This is a genomic window from Roseateles sp. GW821-FHT09G09, from assembly GCF_059415965.1.
Window position 1 is genome coordinate 352,049 of the sequence record NZ_JBWKOG010000005.1, and the last position, 17,934, is coordinate 369,982.

Below are 17,934 nucleotides of genomic sequence, written 5' to 3' on the forward strand. Positions count from 1 at the left end.
ATCGACGTCACGCCTCGCCGAGGGCGCGCGCGACCAGTTCCATCTGCTCCAGTTGATGGATCGTGTGGGAGGACGTCGCGCCGGAGCCGTTCGCGCGGCGCGCCACGCAGCGCAGCTGCACCTGCTGCGGCAGCACCGCATCCATCTGCTCGCGGATGAAGGTCCACGCGCCCTGCTGCCGATGCTCCTCCTGCACCCAGGTGATCTCGACGAGGGCCGGGTAGCGCGCGAAGAGCGCCGTCAGCGCGTCCGCCGGGAAGGGATAGAACTGCTCGATGCGGGCCAGCGCCAGGTCCGCCCGCGCCACCGAACGGCGCCCGCGATCCAGGTCGTGATGCACCTTGCCGCTGCACAGCAGCAGCCGCTCGACCTGCGACGGACGCTCGACCGACGCGTCGTCGATGACCGGCTGGAAGCGGCCGCTCGTCAGGTCGGCGATCTCCGCGTGCGACGCCGGCTCGTGGTACAGCGTGCCCTTGGGCGACATCACGATCAAGGGCTTGCGCAAGGTGTCGAAGGCCTGCCGGCGCAGCAGATGGAACCACTGCGCCGCCGTCGACGGGCAGGCCACGCGCAGGTTGTCCTCGCCGCACAGCTGCAGGAAGCGGCTCAGGTAGCCGCTCGAATGATCCGGCCCGATCCCCTCGTTGCCATGCGGCAGCAGCATCACCAGCGAGGAGGTGTCGCCCCACTTCTCCTCGCCGGAACTGATGTACTGGTCGACGAAGACCTGCGCGCCGTTGACGAAGTCGCCGAACTGCGCCTCCCACACCGTGAGCGTGCGCCGCGCCCCGACGCTGTAGCCGTATTCGAAGCCGAGCACGGCCTCCTCGGACAGCGGCGAGTTGAAGATGTCGAAACGGCCGCGTGAGGGATCGCCGGGACCTGCGCCCTGCCTGTCGCCGTCGCCGTGGCCGTGGTCCCCCCCGATCTGCCGCAACGGCACGAACTCCGTCGGCACGCCCTCGCCCGAGGCGTCCGTCACGGGATTCGCCTGGGACGTCCACACCGCCTGCCGATGCAGGAAGGTGCCGCGCCGCACGTCCATGCCGGAGATGCGCACGTTGAGCCCGCCTTGCAGGATCGTCGCGTAGGCGAGGTTCTCGGCGAAGCACCAGTCGGCGCGCAGCGGCGGCTCGGCCAGGCCGGCCATGCGCCGCCAGTGGTCCGTGAGCGTGCGCACCATCGCGTGCGGCTCGAAGCCATCGGGCAGCCGCGTCATCGGATCGATCAGCGCCTGCACGCCGTCCGCGTCGAGGGCCGGCACCTCACCGGGACGGCGCAGGGGGGACGGCGCGTCGTCCGAGTCCGGCATCGCCGGATCGGAGAAGGCCTGGTGCGCCCGCACGCGGCTGTGCGTGAGGTGCGAAGCCATGTCGGTGTCGGGCGGCAGGACGCGATCGGCGCGCAGCGCGTCGGCGTACCGGTCGACGATCGTCGGGTGCGTCTGCATCAGCGCGTGGATGCGCGGCCGCGTGAGCGCCGGGACGTCGCTCTCCGAATGGCCGAGGCGGCGGTAACCGATCAGGTCGATGACGATGTCGGCACCGAAGCGCGCCCGCCAGTCCAGCGCGATCGCCGCGGCCCGCAGGGCCTGCTCGGGCTCGTCCGCGTTCACGCGCAGGACCGGCGCGTCGACCATGCGCGTCACGTCGGTGCAGTACTGCGCCGGCCAGGCGCTCATCGGGTTCGGCTCGGTGAAGCCGACCTGGTTGTTGATGATCACGTGCACCGTGCCGCCGACGGTGTAGCCCGGCTTGCCGCCCAGCATCAGCGTCTCCATCACGACGCCCTGCCCCGCGAAGGCCGCGTCCCCGTGCAGCATCAGCGGCAGCACCAGCCGCCGGCCGTCCTGGTCCGCGTGCTCGCGGCTGAGCGCGTCCTGGCAGGCACGCGCCAGGCCGGTGAGCACGGGATGCACGCTCTGCAGGTGCGAGGGGTTGTGCGCGAGCGTCAGCGTCAGGCGGCCGCGCGGCGTGTCGAGTTCGCGCTCGCCGCCGAGGTGGTAGATGAGATCGGTGTGCAGCTCGGGATGCGGCGACTTCGGGTCGAAGAAGTCCAGCACGCGCGCCGGCGGGAAACCCATCAGGTTGACCAGCACGTTGACCCGGCCGCGGTGCGGCATGCCGAGGAAGATGCGCCGCACGCCGCGGCCGGCCGCCTGCTCGCAGAGCGCGTCCAGCAGCGGGATCAGCGTTTCGTTGCCCTCCAGCGAGAAGCGCTTCGCATGCGGGAAGGCCTGCGCGACATGCTCTTCCCAACCCTGGGCGCGGACCAGCCGGTCGAGCAGCGCGAGGCGCTCCGCCGCGCCGCCCGCGCCCGGCGGCGCGGATTCCATCGCGTGGTGGAGCCAGTCGCGCCGTGATGCGTCGCGCACCGCGCTGGCATCGAGCGCCAGACCACCGCAGTAGATCGCCTTCAGCGCGCGGTCGAGGTCGGCGACGGTGCGGGCGCTCCACAGCGGCGTGCCGCGCGGCGACAGCCAGTCGCCCGGTTGCAGGCCGAAGCGCTGCGGATCGAGCAGCGTCGGATCGGCCGGGCGCGCGAGGCCGAGCGGATCCAGCCGCGCGCTGCGATGGCCGTCGCGGCGATGCGCGTCGATGAAGGCGAGCACCTCGGGTCGCCAACGGGTAGACGACTCCCCCGCGGGCGCGCCCTCTTGTATGCGGTCGTTCATCTGAAACTCCCTGGTGAGTTTGCAAAGACCCCGGCCGTCAAAGTACGAAGGCCCGCACTGCGTTGTTCAGATGCGCCGCCTCATCCTGCAGCGCCTTCGCCGACGCGGTGCTCTGCTCCACCATCGCGGCGTTCTTCTGCGTGGTGTCGTCCATCTGGATGATGGCGGCGTTGACCTGCTCGATGCCCATGCTCTGCTCGCGGCTGGAGGCGCTGATCTCGGCGACGACGCCGCTGACCTGCCGGATGCCCGAGACCACCTGCGACATGGTCTCGCCGGCCCTTTCGACCAGCCGGCCGCCGGCCCCCACCTGCTCGGTCGACTCGACGATCAGCGCCTTGATCTCCTTGGCCGCGCCGGCCGAGCGCTGCGCCAGCGCGCGCACCTCCGACGCCACCACCGCGAAACCGCGCCCGTGCTCCCCGGCGCGTGCCGCCTCCACCGCCGCGTTCAGCGCCAGGATGTTGGTCTGGAAGGCGATGCCGTCGATCGTGCCGATGATCTCGCCGATGCGCTGCGAGGACGCGGAGATGGCGCTCATCGTCGCGACCACCTCGCCGACGGCCTTGCCGCCTTCGCTGGCCACATCGGAGGCGGACGCCGCGCTCGCATTGGCCTGGTCGGCGTTGTCGGCGCTCATGCGCACCGCCGCGGTCAGCTGTTCCATCGCCGACGCGGTCTGCTGCAGCGCGCTGGCCTGCGCCTCGGTGCGGGCCGAGAGGTCGGCGTTGCCCTGCGCGACCTCCTTGGCCGCCGCCGAGATGGTGTCCGCGCCCTGGCGCACCTCGGAGACGATGCGATGCAGGCTGCGCACCATGTGCTGCAGCGCGCCGATCAGGCGGCCGATCTCGTCGGTGCTCTGCGGCATCGGGCGCAGCGTCAGGTCGCCCTTGGCGACGTCCTCGGCCAGCCGGATCGCGCCGTGGATGCGCTGCGTGATCGAGCGCGTGATGCTGATCGCCGTCACCACGCCCAGCACCACCGCGATCGCGGCCACCAGCGTCATCCACAGCTTGGAGCGCCGCGCGTCTTCCTTGGCCTTGACGACGTCGTCCGCCATGGCCTTGGCCTGGTGGTCGACCATCTTGTCGATCAGCGCGTAGTAGCGGACCTGCGACTGCGCCATGTCCCCCTGGTAGACGGCCATGGCCTGCTCGCGCTGGCCGGCGGCGATCAGGTCGAAGAGCTTGCGCACCGCGGCGCCGTAGGTCTTACGGGCGTCCGACTGCTCGGCGAAGATCGCCTTGGCCTCGTCGGTGTTGAGCATCTTCTCGAACTTCGCGAAGTTCGCGGTGTTGGCGGCGCGGACGGCGGCGTAGTCGTCCATGTAGCGCTTGGCCTGCGCCGGGTCGGTGGCCATCAGCAGCCGGCCGATGACGATCACCCCCTGGTCGCCGACGTTCTTGATGTCGTCGCTCAGGGCGATCTGCCCATAGCGGTCCTCGACCACCCGGTCCATCGTGCCGCTGGTGCGGTTCAGCACCGAGACGGCCACGGCCAGCACGAGCAGCAGCAAGGCAATGACGACGGCAAATGCGGCGGCCAGCCGCGTGCCGATGTTGAAGTTGGACAACGTTGGCATGTTTTTTCTCCCTGAGGCCGAACGGTTGGACCTCGGCGGGGCAAAACACAGGCCGGCCAGCTTTACATGTGCGGGCTCATCTCAAAGCGAAGCCAGGTGGGGTCATGCCTGTTCGGCGAACGTGGCGATGTATTGACATGCCACGCGATCGGCGTGGGCCACGGCCTCGTCGGCGGAGAGGAACTCGTCGTCCAGCTCATGCCAGGCGGTGACGCCGGGGCGGCCGTCCTCCTTGCCCTTGACGACGAATCGTCCGCGCCAGGGCCCGGGGCCTGGCCCGTGGATATCGAGGATGTAGGTGCGGCCCTTGTGCTGGCGGACGGTCTGCGAGGTCGTCATGGTCGGCAACGTTCGGACGGACGTTGGGGAGCCGGGTCGATGTGCGCGAAGGCGGCGTGCACGGACACGGGTAACGCGGAGTCCGTGTTGTACACCCGCTCCTGCTTCACTGGCATGAAATCCTTGCGCCCGTCCCGCCTCATGCTGGAGCCGGGCATGCCAGTGCCCCCGGGCGCGAATTCCGAGCGGCGAGGAGGAGATTGAGCGACCGGGGGCACCGGCATGCCCGGCGACCGCTCGGTGGCATGCCCGGCGACCGCTCGGTGGCGTGCCCGGCGACCGCTCGGCGGCATGCCCGGCGACCGCTCGGTCGACGCAGATCAGCGGACCTGGTTCCGCCCTTCCCGCTTCGCGAGGTACATCGCCTCATCCGCCTGCGCGATGAGGCTTTCCAGCGTGCACGCGTCGCTGGGCACGCAGGCCGCGACGCCGAGGCTGACGGTGACCACCGGACAGACCGGCGAGGTCGGATGCGGCATGGCGAGCGACTCGATGCCGGCGCGGACGGACTCGGCCACCTTGAGGGCGGCCTCGCGGTCGGCGCCGGGCAGCAGCACCACGAACTCCTCGCCGCCGTAACGCGCCGCGAGATCGCCCGCGCGCCCGATCGACGCGCCCAGCACGGCGCCCACGGCGCCCAGGCATTCATCGCCCTTCAGGTGCCCCATCTGGTCGTTGTAGCGCTTGAACGCGTCGACGTCGGCGATCACCAGCGCCAGCGAGGTATTGGCGCGACGCGCGCGGCGCCATTCCTCGTCGGCGGCTTCATTGAAGCGGCGGCGGTTCGGCAGCCCGGTGACCGCGTCGAGGAAGGACAGCTGCTTCAGATGCTCATTGGCCTGCCGGAGTTCCTCGGTGCGTTGCGCCACCAGGCGCTCCATCTCGACGTGACGCTCGCGGAGCTGGCGCATCCGGAACATCACGGCACCCGCGAAGAAGCCGATCGCGCCCACCGCGACGAGGACGTGGAACCAGCCGGTCTCATGGAAACGCGGCTGCACGGTGATGGCCAGCGGGGTGTCCGACTCGCGCCAGCGCTGACCGTCGCCGGACACCGCCAGGCGCAGCGTGTACCGGCCGTGCGACAGCGCCGGAAAGGTGAGCTCGCGGTCGTTGCCGACGTCGGTCCAGCCGCGCGACAGGCCTTCCATCCAGAAGCGGAAACGCACCCGGTCGGCTTCGCGCAGCGTCGACGCCGCGAGACTCACCGACAGCGCCACCGGCCCCGGCGGCAGTGCCAGCGGCCGGCCGTCGAGCGCGAGCGTTTCACCGTCGACCTTGATCTGCTGGATGCGCACCGTCGGCGGATCGCCGCCGCCGGGCAAACGCCCGGGATCGACCACCACCAGGCCCGCCGACGACGGCAGCCAGGCGCGCCCCTGGGCATCGATCGCACCGGCCGACTGAAGGTTGCCGGCGAAGCTGGTCGCGCGCAACGCGTCGCCGGGGCCGTAGCCGACCGAGCGCACCTGCTTGAGCCGCCCGTCGAGGAAGCCGTCGAGATCGTCCCGCGCGACGCGGTAGAAGCCACGGTTGCAGGTGATCCAGAAGTGCCCCGCGCGGTCCTCGAGGAAGACCTGCGACAGCCCGTCCCACAGGCCGTCCGCCGGCTTGATCGCGCCGATGCGGCCGTCCTTCAGGCGGTTGATGCCCTCGCCGTTCGTGCCGATCCAGAGCTCGCCGCGGGCGTCCTCCTTGAGCGCGATGATCCAGTCGGACAGCAGGCCGTCGGCCGTCGTGAACTGCCGCGCCTTGCCGTCGCGCCAGCGCACCAGCCCCTGGCCGGTGGTGCCGAACCAGAGCGTGCCGGCGCGGTCCTGCAGGATCGCGGCGACGCCCTCGTTGGGCAGGCCCGGCGCGGTGACGACGTCGAAGCCGTGGCCGTTGAAGCGCGCCAGCGCCGAGCGCGTGCCGACCCACACCGTGCCGGCGCGGTCTTCGAAGATCGCGCGGACCTCGATGCCGGGCAGGCCGCTGTCGGCGCCGAAGGTGTCGATGTGGCCGTCCGGTCGACGCCGCGCGACGCCGGCCGTGTAGGTGCCGATCCAGAGCGTGCCGTCGCGCGCCTCGTGCAGCGTGGAGACCTCGTCGGTCGGAAGCCCGTCGGCCCGGCGCACCGTCTCGATGCGGCCGTCCTTCAGCCGGTTGAGTCCGCCGCCGGAGGTCGCGGCCCAGATCGAGCCGTCGCGCGCGGCGACGACCGACCGGACGTTGTCGTGGCTGAGGCCCTCGGGCGTGCCGAGCACGGTGAAGGCGCGGTTGCGCAGGCGGTTCAGGCCGTCGACCCAGGTGCCCACCCAGAGGCTGCCCTCGCGGTCGGCCATCAGCGACCAGATCTGGTTGCCGGCCAGTCCCGTGCCCGGACCGTTGCCGGTGGAGATCGTGCTGAAGCGCCCGTCGCGGAAGCGGCTGACGCCGGCGCCCCAGCTGCCCACCCACAGGTCGCCGCGGGCGTCGCGGGTCAGCGCGGTCAGGTGGTCGCTGGGCAGGCCGTCGGCGGTCGTGTAGACACGCGCCAGCGGCTGGTCGACGCCTGGCATGCGGACCAGTCCGCCGCCCGCCGTCGCCGCCCAGATGCCGCCGGCCGGATCGGCCAGCACGAAGCGCACCTGCGCATGCGGGAAGCCGGACGCCGGATCGAACACCTTGAACTTGCCGTCCGGCGTCATCGCGAACAGGCCGGCCCCCGTGGTGCCGATCCAGAGCGTGCCGGCGGTGTCGAAGGCGGCGCTGCGCAGACGCGCGGCGGGCAGGCCGTCCGCGGCGCCGAAGACCTTGACCGCGCCGTCCTTCCAGCGGACCAGCCCGCCGTCGCCGGCGGCCCAGATCGCACCGGCCTTGTCCTCGACCAGGGACCAGATCCGGCGCCCGCCCGCCTGCGCCTGGGTGACGGCCGGCGAGAAACGGCCGTGCTCGTAGACGGTCACGCCGTTGGGAAGCCCGATCCACAGCCGGCCGCGACGGTCCTCCAGCAGCGCGAACACCGGCTGCGAAGCGACGTCCGGCGCCTGCGCGGCGTCGAAGCCCACGAAACGCTTGCCGTCGAAGCGCGCCAGCCCGCCGCCCGTGCCGATCCACAGGCCGCCGTCGCGGGACTGGAGCAAGGCCTGGACGGTGTTGAGCGGCAGACCCTGTTCGGTCTGCCAGAGGTCGATCTTGTACTGGCTGACCGCGCGGACCGGATCGGACAGGTCGCCGATGGCGCCCGGGTCGAGGGCCGGATGGACGGCCGGCGCGGAAGCCGAGGAGGCGGCCGATGCAGCGCCGGCCGTCCCCGCCGCCATCGCGCCCGGTGCGCCGAACGCCGCGCAGCACGCGGCGAGCAGCCAAGCCGCCGCGCGGTGACGCAGGGTCGTCGCGGGCACGGGAGCGGCGCAGGGAGCGGAGGAGGACCGGTCGAAAGTCATAGGCGGGGAAGCGGCGATTGTGACCGGTCCTGCAGCAGCATCCCGGCTGCCGTACGGGCGACGGGTGAGGTGCGCGTGAAGGCGGGTGCGGTCATCGTTCAACGCGCCGCGGCGATGCGATCCCAGGAGAGGCCGAACTTCAGCAGGTACTTGCGCAGGCGGTCCGCGTCGTTGACCACGCTGCGGGCCTGACGGCTCGCGTGGAAGAGCTGACGCCCCGCCTCCGACAGCGACGACGACGCCGCGCACACGCGCAGCACGGCGGCGAGCTGCAGGCGGTCGAAGAGGTCCATGGCCTCGAGCGCCTGCGCGTCGATGAGCGCCTCCAGCAGCGCGTCACCCGCGCCAGCGCCGTCTCCGCCGATGCCGCCGCTCGCCGTCTCGCGCTCCCACAGCCACTGCAGACGCGCGATCTCCGCCTCGACCAGCGGCAGGCTGATGCGCCCGCCCTCGGCCAGCGTCACCAGCCGGGTCACGGACGCGGAGAGATCGCGGAAGTTGCCGCTCCACGGCGCCCGTGGCGATTGCGCGAAGCCCAGGTACCGTGTCTTCGCCTCGGCGTTGAAGCGCACGGCACGGCCGCTCTCGCGACCGACCTGCTGCACCAGGTGGTCGACGTTGGGCTCGATGTCCTCGGGCCGGTCGCGCAGGCCCGGCAGGCTGTAGGTCCAGAGGTTGATCCGGGCGAACAGGTCGTCGCGGAAACGCCCCGCGGCCACCTCGGCGCGCAGGTCGCGGTTGGTGCCGGCGATCAGCTGGAAATCGCTGGCCACCTCGCGGTCGGCGCCGACGGGCAGGAAGCGCTTCTCCTCGATCGCCTTCAGCAGCATGGCCTGCTCGTCGAGGCCGAGTTCGCCGATCTCGTCCAGGAACAGCAGCCCGCCGTCCGCGGTGCGCAGGAGGCCCGCGCGATCGGCCATCGCGCCGGTGAACGAGCCCTTCTTGTGCCCGAACAACGTCGACGCCGCGCCGTCGCCGCGCAGCGTGGCGCAGTTGACCTCGACGAAGGCGCCGGCGAGCTGGTGGCGCGTCTGCTTCAGCTCGTACATGCGGCGCGCGAGGAAGGACTTGCCCGCGCCCGTCGGTCCGGCCAGCAGGATGGGCGCGCGCGAGTGCACGGCCACGCGCTCGATCTCCTCGATCAACGCGTTGAAGCGGCGGTTGCGCGTCGCGATGCCGCTCTTCAGGAAGGCGACGGCGTCGTGCTGCTCGGCCTGGAAGCGCTGCGCGATGCGGTCGTAGCGCGACAGGTCCAGGTCGATCAGCGTCATCGAGCCGGGTTCGCCCTCCTTCCACTTGCGCGGCGGCGAGGTCTGCAGCAGCACGCCCGGGATGAAACGCGCCTCCACCATCAGGAACATGCAGATCTGCGCGACGTGCGTGCCGGTGGTGATGTGGGCCCAGTACTGCTCGTGCGCGGGATCGAAGCGGTAGCCGCAGACCCAGTCGTAGAGCGTGGCGTAGACCTCGCCGAAGTCCCAGGGGTCCTCGTGCGGCATCTCGACGAGATGGACGTCCGTCTCCGGCGAGATCTTGGCGATGTCGGTGCGCAGCAGTTCCGCGAGGGCCAGGTGTTGGGGCGCATGGAAGAGCTCCAGCCGGTGCACGACCACGTCCGGCTGCGACACCAGCGAGACCGTCGGCCGCCACTTCTCCCAGCGACCGGCGCCCATGCCGCCGTCCAGCTGCGATCCCAGGTAGCCGATCACCACATTCTTCTTCGCCATGGGGCCGCAGTTTATCCGGGCCGACCCGGCGATCTAGCTTTTTCGCTAGTCATGTAGCCAATCATCCAATCCGGAATCGCAGCGTGGATGAATGGAGGGAGGCGATCTCTCCGCGATCTCTCGACCATCGAAATAATTTTCCCTTTTGGATCAATGACTTGATGGATCACGAGCCGCGGCCTGGCACGGCCGGGCAAGACCTGGCACGGGCGTTGCAAAGAAGAAGGCAAGACAACACGGCGACGCCACCAGGACGGCATCGCCGAACGACATCCGAATCCGCCAGGGAGGACAACATGGTCAACACGCAACTCTTCAAGACGACGCCCGGCAAGCTGGCGCCCGCCGCGGACGCGGTGAACCAGTCCGGCGCCCGTGCCTACGGCTACAAGACCCGGCACCACCTGGCGCAACTGGCGGTCACTGGCTGCATGACGTCGACCTTCCACGCCGACGCCCGGTCCCAGCTGGAGGATGCGCTGACGCTGGCGCAGGACGTCGACACCGCCTTCCTGGCCAAGACCGCGGTCTACGCCCGCCAGTCCGGCCACATGAAGGACATGCCGGCGCTGCTGGCCGCCGTGCTGGCGCAACGCGACATCGCGCTGCTGCAGCCCGTGTTCGGCCGCGTCATCGACAACGGCAAGATGCTGCGCAACTTCGTCCAGATCCTGCGGTCGGGTCAGATCGGTCGCAAGTCGCTGGGGTCGCGTCCGAAGAAGCTGGTCCAGCAATGGCTGGTGAACGCGAGCGAGCAACGCCTGCTGCAGGCATCGATCGGCAACGAGCCGACGCTGGCCGACGTGGTCCGCATGGTCCACCCGAAGCCGGCGGAGGCCTGGCGCGCAGCGTGGTTCGCATGGCTGATCGGCCGTCCCTACGACGAAGCGGCGCTGCCGCCCGCGACGCAGGCTTACGAGCGCTTCAAGCGGGCGCTGCTCGCCGGCAAGACGGAAGGCGCGACGGCGGACGACCTGCCGCCCGTGCCCTTCCAGATGCTGACGGCGCTGCCGCTGAACGACGCGCACTGGGCGCGCATCGCGGCGCAGGGCTCGTGGCAGATGGTGCGTCAGAACCTGAACGCGTTCGCACGCCATGGCGTGTTCGACCGTCCGGGCATGACGGCGCAACTCGCTGCGCTGCTGCGCGATCCGGCCGCCGTGGCCTCGGCCCGCGTGCTGCCTTACCAGCTGATGACGGCGTTCAACGCGGCGTCGGCGGTGCCGGCGGAGATCCGCGACGCGCTGCAGGACGCGATGGAGGCCGCGCTGGTCAACGTGCCGGCGATCGAGGGCCGCGTCGTGGTCTGCCCGGACGTGTCGGGATCGATGTCATCGGCGGTGACCGGCGGGCGCGGTTCGGCGACGTCGGTGGTGCGATGCATCGACGTGGCGGCGTTGGTGGCCGCGGCGCTGGTCCGCAAGAACCCGCGCTGCCGCGTGATGCCGTTCGAGCAGCGGGTCGTGCCGGTCAAGCTGAATCCTCGCGATTCGGTGATGACCAACGCGGCGAAGCTCGCGGCGATCGGCGGAGGCGGGACCTCGGTGAGCGCGCCGCTGCGGCAGCTCAACGAGGAGCGCGCGGCGGTGGACCTGGTCGTGATCGTGTCCGACAACGAGTCGTGGATCGACGCGCGCCGTCACGGCGCGACCGAGACCCTGACCCAGTGGGAGGCGATCAAGGCCCGGTGCCCGACGGCGAAACTGGTCTGCATCGACATCCAGCCCGGCGCCTCGACGCAGGCGGTGGAGCGGAAGGACGTGATGAACGTGGGCGGCTTCTCGGACGCGGTGTTCCGTATGGTCGGCGACTTCGCCGCCGGTGCGACCGAGGTCGGCCACTGGGTTCGCGAGATCGAGCGCGTGTCACTGGATCCGCAGTGAACGATTGAACGATTGAATGATGGCTGTCGACGGCACCGGATGCGGTTGCCGCGGCGAGCGATGAATGCCGGTGGAACTACAGCATTGTCACTGCCCAGGTCGCGGGTTCGAGTCCCGCCGGGCTCCTTCGGGAGTCCGTAGCTCAGTCGGATAGAGCAGGAACCGTTTCACCACCCCTTGTCATCGTTCACCGCGGCAACTGCCCGGTCGAGTCCCAGCACCCTGTTTTTGCGGTGAATGCAGGCAGGACTACATCGGTAGAGCACCCGCCCTTCGGGGCGCGGAGGTCGCGGGTCCGAATCCCGCCCGGCGCAAGCCGGTAGCTCAGACAACGTCTTGCCGATCCCTTGTCACCGCGCTTTTGAATGGAACGAGTCATGAAGAACTACAACGAGATGGAAGTCGCCGGCGGTGTGCCGGTGAAGATGTGGACGCAGGGCGTGCCCGTCGAGGACGAGGCGCGCAAGCAGCTGATGAACGCGGCGAAGCTGCCGGTCGTGTTCAAGCACATCGCGGCGATGCCCGACGTGCACCTGGGCATCGGCGCGACGGTGGGGTCGGTGATTCCGACGCTGAAGGCGATCATCCCGGCCGCGGTCGGGGTCGACATCGGCTGCGGGATGATGGCCTGCAAGACCACGCTGCGCGCCGAGGACCTGCCGGACAACCTGGGTCCGCTGCGTTCCGCGATCGAGGCCGCCGTGCCGCACGGGCGCACGCCCAAGGGCCGCGACGTAGGCGCCTGGGAGAACCCGCCCGAGAGGGTCGACGCGGCCTGGGCGGAACTCCAGCCCGACTTCGCCGAGATCTGCCGCGACTACCCCAAGCTGAAGAACACCAACAACCACAAGCACCTGGGCACGCTCGGGACGGGGAACCACTTCATCGAGGTCTGCCTGGATGAACTGGGCTTCGTGTGGTTCATGCTGCATTCGGGTTCGCGCGGTGTCGGGAACGCGATCGGCACCATGTTCATCGAGCTGGCAAAGAAGGACGCGATGCAGCACCAGGCCAACCTGCCGGATGCGAACCTCGCGTATTTCGAGGAAGGCGCGAAGTACTTCGGCGATTACGTCCGCGCGGTGGGCTGGGCGCAGAAGTTCGCGGAGACCAACCGCGAGGTGATGATGCGCCGCGTGATCGGCGCCGCCAAGAAGGTGATCGGGAAGACGTTCGAGAGCCACATCGAGGCGGTGAACTGCCACCACAACTACGTGCAGAAGGAGACCCACTTCGGCCAGGACGTGTTCGTGACCCGCAAGGGTGCGGTGAGCGCGAAGCAGGGCCAGATGGGGATCATCCCCGGCAGCATGGGCGCGCGCAGCTACATCGTTCGCGGCAAGGGCAACCCGGAGAGCTTCGAGAGCTGCTCGCACGGGGCCGGCCGCACGATGAGCCGCACGGAAGCCAAGCGCCGCTTCACGCTGAAGGACCAGCGCGCCGCCACCGAGGGCGTCGAGTGCCGCAAGGACGCCGACGTCATCGACGAGATCCCGATGGCCTACAAGGACATCGACGCGGTCATGGCGGCCCAGCAGGACCTGGTGGAGGTGGTGCACACGCTCAAGCAGGTGGTGTGTGTGAAGGGGTGAGAACGAGGACAACGAGAACGAGAAAGTGGCGAACGGCGCCGCGCGGACGAGGAAACCGCGCGGCGTCCGATCGCGAGAGGGAATCATGGACAACAAGAACAAGGTCATCGACCTCGACGGCTCGCTCGGCGAAGGCGGCGGGCAGATCCTGCGCACGGCGCTCGCGCTGGCGATGTGCACCGGCACGCCGCTGCGCATCGAGCGCATCCGCGCCAGGCGACCCAAGCCGGGCCTGATGCGCCAGCACCTGACCTGCGTGCTGGCCGCGCAGGAGGTCTGCGGCGCGACGGTGATCGGCGCGGAGCTCGGCTCGCAGGCGCTGGAATTCCGTCCCGGCCAGGTGCATGCGGGCGACTACCGCTTCGCGGTCGGCACGGCGGGCAGCTGCACGCTGGTGCTGCAGACCGTACTGCCGCCGCTGATGCTGGCGGACGGCGCCAGCCGACTGCGCCTGTCCGGCGGTACGCACAACCCGATGGCGCCGCCCTTCCATTTCCTGCAGCGCAGCTTCGCGCCGCTGGTGCGACGCACCGGAGCGAAGCTCGACCTGACGCTGCGTCGGCACGGCTTCTTCCCCGCCGGCGGCGGTGAGATCGACGCCGTCATCACGCCGGCCGACGGCGGCCTGCGCCCGTTCGACCTGCTCGAGCGCGGCGAGCCGCTGGAAGCCTTCGCCGAAGTGCTGGCGCCGGGGCTGCCGCGTGGTGTCGCGGATCGCGAACTGGAAGTGCTGGAACGCCTGACCGGCTGGGACAAGCATCAGCTGCGCGTCGGCACCGCGCGGCAGAACGAAGGCCCGGGGAACGCGCTGATGACGACGCTGGTCCAGGAGCATCTGACCGAGGTGTTCATCGCCTTCGGCGAGCGCGGACTGTCGGCGGAGGACGTGGCGCGGACGGTCTTCACGGAGATGCGCGCGTACGAGACCTCAGGCGGCGCGGCAGGCCCGCATCTGGCGGATCAGCTCGCGTTGCCGCTCGCGCTGGCGGTGGCGGAATCGGGTCGCCCGGCGGCCTTCACCTGCACGGAATTGACCGAGCACAGCCGCACCAACTTCGGTGTCATCGAGCGATTCCTGGACGTGCGCTTCGACTCGCATCTGGAGGTCTCGCGCGCCGGCAACGCCTGGCGCGTGGACGTCCTGCCGGCGACGTAACCGCGATGAAACGCGGCGCCCGCGCGCCGCGTCACAATCCCGCACCGCGCGCCCACCCGGGCGCGTTCCCCATTCCAGAACGCGCACGCCCACCATGAGCCACGCCCTTCCGCTGCAGCAGCACCTCCCGACCGTCAGCCCGCTCGCCTATGGCTGCATGGGCCTGGGCGGACACTGGGACGACTCCCCGTTCACCGCGGCCCACGTCGACCATGCGCAAGCCGCCGTCGAGGCCGCGCTGGAGATCGGCGTCACGCTGTTCGACCACGCCGACATCTACACCCGCGGCAAGGCCGAGTCGGTCTTCGGCGAACTGTTCCGCCGCCAGCCCTCGCTGCGCGAGCGCATCGTGCTGCAGAGCAAGTGCGGCATCCGCTTCGCCGACGAGGAGGGCCCGGGCCGCTACGACCTGTCGGGCGGCTACATCGTCCAGGCGGTCGAGGCCAGCCTCAAGCGTCTCGGGACGGAGCGTCTGGACATCCTGCTGCTGCATCGCCCCGATCCGCTGATGCAGCCGGACGAGATCGCCGAAGCCTTCCAGCGCCTGCGCGCGGCGGGCAAGGTGAGCCACTTCGGCGTGTCCAACATGAACGTCGGCCAGATGGCCTGGCTCGGCCGTGTGCTGGACCAGCCGCTGGTCGTCAACCAGCTGGAACTGGGCCTCGGCCATCTGGAACCGCTGGATGCGGGCACCTGCTTCAACGACCGCCAGGCCGCGGCACGCCCCGGGGCGCTGGCCTGGACCGGCACGCTGGAACACTGCCAGCAGCACAGCATCCAGCTGCAGGCATGGGCCGCGCTGGCCCGCGGCCGCTTCAGCGGGGAGACCGCTCAAGACCCGGCCGACGAGGCCGCCCGCGCGTTGGTCCAGAAGCTGGCTCAGGAACACGGCGTCAGCACCGAAGGCATCCTGCTGGCGTGGCTGATGAAGCATCCGGCACGGATCCAGCCGGTCATCGGGTCGGCGAATCCGGATCGCATCCGCGCTTGCGGCGACGCGCTCCGGGTGAAGCTCAGCCGCAATGAGTGGTACGCGCTGTACGTGGCGGCGCGCGGGGCGCCGTTGCCTTGACTGCGTGAGGCCGCTGGCCCTCACCCCCACCCTCTCCCGCAAGCGGGAGAGGGAGTCCGACCGGCTCCACTCGCAGCAGCGGCTCCTCTTTCCCCCTCTCCCGCTTGCGGGAGAGCAACCGTGTCAAGCGCCTTCGGCAGTGGAAATGCCCGCCCCTCTGACTCCCTCTCCCGCTTGGGGAAGAGCGCGGGGGTGAAGGCCAGTGGCCCTCTGACTCCCTCTCCCGCTTGCGGGAGAGCGCGGGGGTGAAGGCCAGCGGCCCTCTGACTCCCTCTCCCGATTGGGGGAGAGCGCGGGGGTGAAGGCCAGCGACCCTCTTACTCCCTCTCCCGCTTGCGGGAGAGGGCGGGGGTGAGGGCCAGCGGCGGTGGCAGTACCACCCAGCCAAGCGTCAGAACGCCGCGCTGAGCTCGCTCACGAGCGCCGCCGCGCCGATCTCGCGCACCGCGGCGAAATTCTGGCCCGACCACAGCGGCGAGAAATCGCCGCTGCCCTGCGCCTCGGCCTTCGCGCGCAGCGGCGCGACGCTGGAGGTCGCCAGCGGGAACGCCGGTGCCGCGTCGTTCAGCGGACCGACCTCGCGCATGTAGCGGTTCACGATGCCGCGCGCAGGACGCCCCGTGAAGAGGTTGGTCACCGCCGTGTGGTGATTCGCGGGATCGCGCAGCGCCGCCCGATGCGGCGCACTCGTCGTCGCTTCCTCGCACAGCAGGAACGCCGTGCCCAGTTGCACCGCCGACGCGCCCAGCGCCAAGGCCGCACGGATGCCGCGTACATCGGCGATGCCGCCTGCCGCGATCACCGGCACCCTCACCGCACGCACGATCTGCGGCAGCAGCGCCATCGTGCCGGGCTGCCGCGTCAGGTCGTCGCTGAGGAAATGGCCACGATGGCCGCCCGCCTCCCAGCCTTGCGCGATGACACCGTCGGCACCGTGCGCTTCGAGCCAGCGGGCCTCGTCGACCGTGGTCGCGCTGCCCAGCACCAGGCTGCCCCAGCCCTTCACGCGAGCAATCAGTTCCGGCGACGGCAGCCCGAAATGGAAGCTCATCACCGGCGGCTTGAAAGGCTCGACGAGATCGGCGATCTCCGCGGTGAACGGCGCGCGTCCAGGCCCTGCCTTGATCTGCGTCGCATCGATGCCGAACTCGGCGTAATAGGCCCCCAGGCGATCGCGCCAGCGCGCTTCGCGCGCGTCGTCCGCCGTCGGCGGCGTGTGCGCGAAGAAGTTGACGTTGAACGGCTTGTCGGTGCCGTCTCGCAGCGCCTTCAATTCCTTCTGCAGAACCTCGGGCGTGAGCATCGCCGCAGGCAGGGAACCCAGCCCGCCCGCATTGCTCACCGCCAGCGCCAGCCGGGCGTCCTGCACGCCGGCCATCGGCGCCTGGATCAGCGGCAAGCGGGTGCCGAGGAAGAACGGGGCGAAGGGCGCGCTGGAGGTAGGCATGGCGGCAGATCCTGGACTCGACAAGACGGGTCTTGATGATCGCGCAAGGGCGATGCCCCTGTCAGGCGGGCTCCATCTCGAAGGGCGGAATGCGGCGGCCGTCGATGTCGGTGAAGCCGTAGTCGGCGGCGAGGTCGCCGACGCGCAACACTCCGCCCGTGCGGTCCATGACGCGCGGATCCGCGGCCAGCGCCGCCACCGCGCGGCCGACGTACCGCGGCGATTCGGTGCCCGCCAGCTCGGGACGCTGCTGCCAATGGTCCTCGTCGGTGTGGTGGCCGGCGAGCACGAACTCCGTCCGCATCCACCCCGGCGACACCGCCACCGACGCGACGCGATGCGCCCGCAGGTCCTGCGCCATCGCGCCGGCCAGGCGCGTCATCGCCGCCTTCGCGAGGTCGTAGACGAGGTTGCCCTTGAGGAACCTGCCGCGATCCCAGAAGGTCGTCGTGACGATCAGTCCGCCGCCCCGCGCGATGAGCATCGGTGCGGCGGCGCGGCTCGCGAGCAGGTGGTTGCGCACGCCGCGGTCCAGCATCGCGTCCCACTCGTCCATCGGGCGCTCCCAGAACGGCGCGTCGAAGACGCCGCTGAAGACCTCGTGGCCGCCCCAGGCGTTGTTGACCAGCAGATCGAGCCCGCCCTGCTCCGCCTGCACGCGCTCGAACAGCGCGCGCACCTGCGCCTCGTCGGTGTGGTCGCAGCGCACGGCGATGCCGCGCCCGCCCAATCGGGTGACCTCATCGGCCGTGTCGTCGATCGAGCCAGGAATGCGCGCCATACCGCTCAGAGCCTGGAGACGGCCGTACTGCGTCGCCGGCTGGGCGCGCGTGCTGCGGCCGGTCACGTAGACCGTCGCGCCGGCGGCGCCCAGTTCCTGCGCGATGCCGCGTCCCGCGCCCCGGCTCGCGCCGGTGACCACGGCCACGCGGCCGGCCAGCGGCCGGTTGTGTCTCTCGGTGCCCATGTCGCCGTCTCCCGTTGAAGGTGAGCAGCAACGATACGCGTCCCTCGAAGGGCCGCGCGCCAGGTCCTGTCAGCAGCGACGGCGG

Annotated in this window: 11 protein-coding genes; 4 read left to right on the forward strand and 7 right to left on the reverse strand. The window is 70.5% G+C overall.

All coding sequences use genetic code 11. From position 1 onward, the window contains the following. Window positions 1–7 precede the first annotated feature (7 nt). The 5 genes from AC07O8_RS15700 to rtcR all read right to left on the reverse strand — a co-directional run bounded on the left by AC07O8_RS15700 (window position 8) and on the right by rtcR (window position 9,732). Window positions 8–2,677 (reverse strand): 2-oxoglutarate dehydrogenase E1 component, encoded by a 2,670-nt coding sequence (locus AC07O8_RS15700; RefSeq protein WP_495048914.1) that lies wholly within the window; start codon window positions 2,675–2,677, stop codon window positions 8–10. 37 nt (window positions 2,678–2,714) lie between these two features. After that, on the reverse strand, window positions 2,715–4,259 hold the full coding sequence (locus AC07O8_RS15705; RefSeq protein WP_495048915.1) for a methyl-accepting chemotaxis protein: 1,545 nt from the start codon (window positions 4,257–4,259) through the stop codon (window positions 2,715–2,717). Between the two features lie 102 nt (window positions 4,260–4,361). Then, a complete protein-coding gene (locus AC07O8_RS15710) occupies window positions 4,362–4,598 on the reverse strand; it encodes a hypothetical protein (protein ID WP_495048916.1) in 237 nt (78 codons plus the stop codon). Between the two features lie 320 nt (window positions 4,599–4,918). After that, the gene (locus AC07O8_RS15715) at window positions 4,919–7,963 is read right to left on the reverse strand and encodes a two-component regulator propeller domain-containing protein (protein ID WP_495048917.1); all 3,045 of its coding nucleotides are present in this window, start codon (window positions 7,961–7,963) and stop codon (window positions 4,919–4,921) included. Between the two features lie 140 nt (window positions 7,964–8,103). Beyond that, the gene (gene rtcR / locus AC07O8_RS15720; RefSeq protein WP_495048918.1) at window positions 8,104–9,732 is read right to left on the reverse strand and encodes an RNA repair transcriptional activator RtcR; all 1,629 of its coding nucleotides are present in this window, start codon (window positions 9,730–9,732) and stop codon (window positions 8,104–8,106) included. Window positions 9,733–10,028: 296 nt separating this feature from the next. On the opposite strand from rtcR, the gene AC07O8_RS15725 reads away from it, so the two are divergent. From AC07O8_RS15725 to AC07O8_RS15740, 4 genes are all read left to right on the forward strand, one after another. Next, window positions 10,029–11,615, forward strand: a complete 1,587-nt coding sequence (locus tag AC07O8_RS15725; protein ID WP_495048919.1) for a vWA domain-containing protein — start codon at window positions 10,029–10,031, stop codon at window positions 11,613–11,615. 377 nt (window positions 11,616–11,992) lie between these two features. Further along, window positions 11,993–13,207, forward strand: coding sequence for an RtcB family protein (locus AC07O8_RS15730; RefSeq protein ID WP_495048920.1), 1,215 nt, complete (start codon window positions 11,993–11,995; stop codon window positions 13,205–13,207). Between the two features lie 85 nt (window positions 13,208–13,292). Next, window positions 13,293–14,363, forward strand: a complete 1,071-nt coding sequence (gene rtcA / locus AC07O8_RS15735; RefSeq protein ID WP_495048921.1) for an RNA 3'-terminal phosphate cyclase — start codon at window positions 13,293–13,295, stop codon at window positions 14,361–14,363. Between the two features lie 94 nt (window positions 14,364–14,457). Beyond that, the gene (locus AC07O8_RS15740; protein ID WP_495048922.1) at window positions 14,458–15,435 is read left to right on the forward strand and encodes an aldo/keto reductase; all 978 of its coding nucleotides are present in this window, start codon (window positions 14,458–14,460) and stop codon (window positions 15,433–15,435) included. Between the two features lie 391 nt (window positions 15,436–15,826). On the opposite strand, the gene AC07O8_RS15745 is transcribed toward AC07O8_RS15740, so the two are convergent. Beyond that, entirely contained in the window at window positions 15,827–16,882 is a 1,056-nt protein-coding gene (locus tag AC07O8_RS15745) for an NAD(P)H-dependent flavin oxidoreductase (RefSeq protein WP_495048923.1), read from the reverse strand. Between the two features lie 61 nt (window positions 16,883–16,943). Further along, window positions 16,944–17,849 carry an SDR family NAD(P)-dependent oxidoreductase gene (locus tag AC07O8_RS15750; RefSeq protein ID WP_495048924.1) on the reverse strand — a complete coding sequence of 302 codons (906 nt, stop codon included), beginning with the start codon at window positions 17,847–17,849 and terminating at the stop codon, window positions 16,944–16,946. Window positions 17,850–17,934 lie beyond the last annotated feature (85 nt).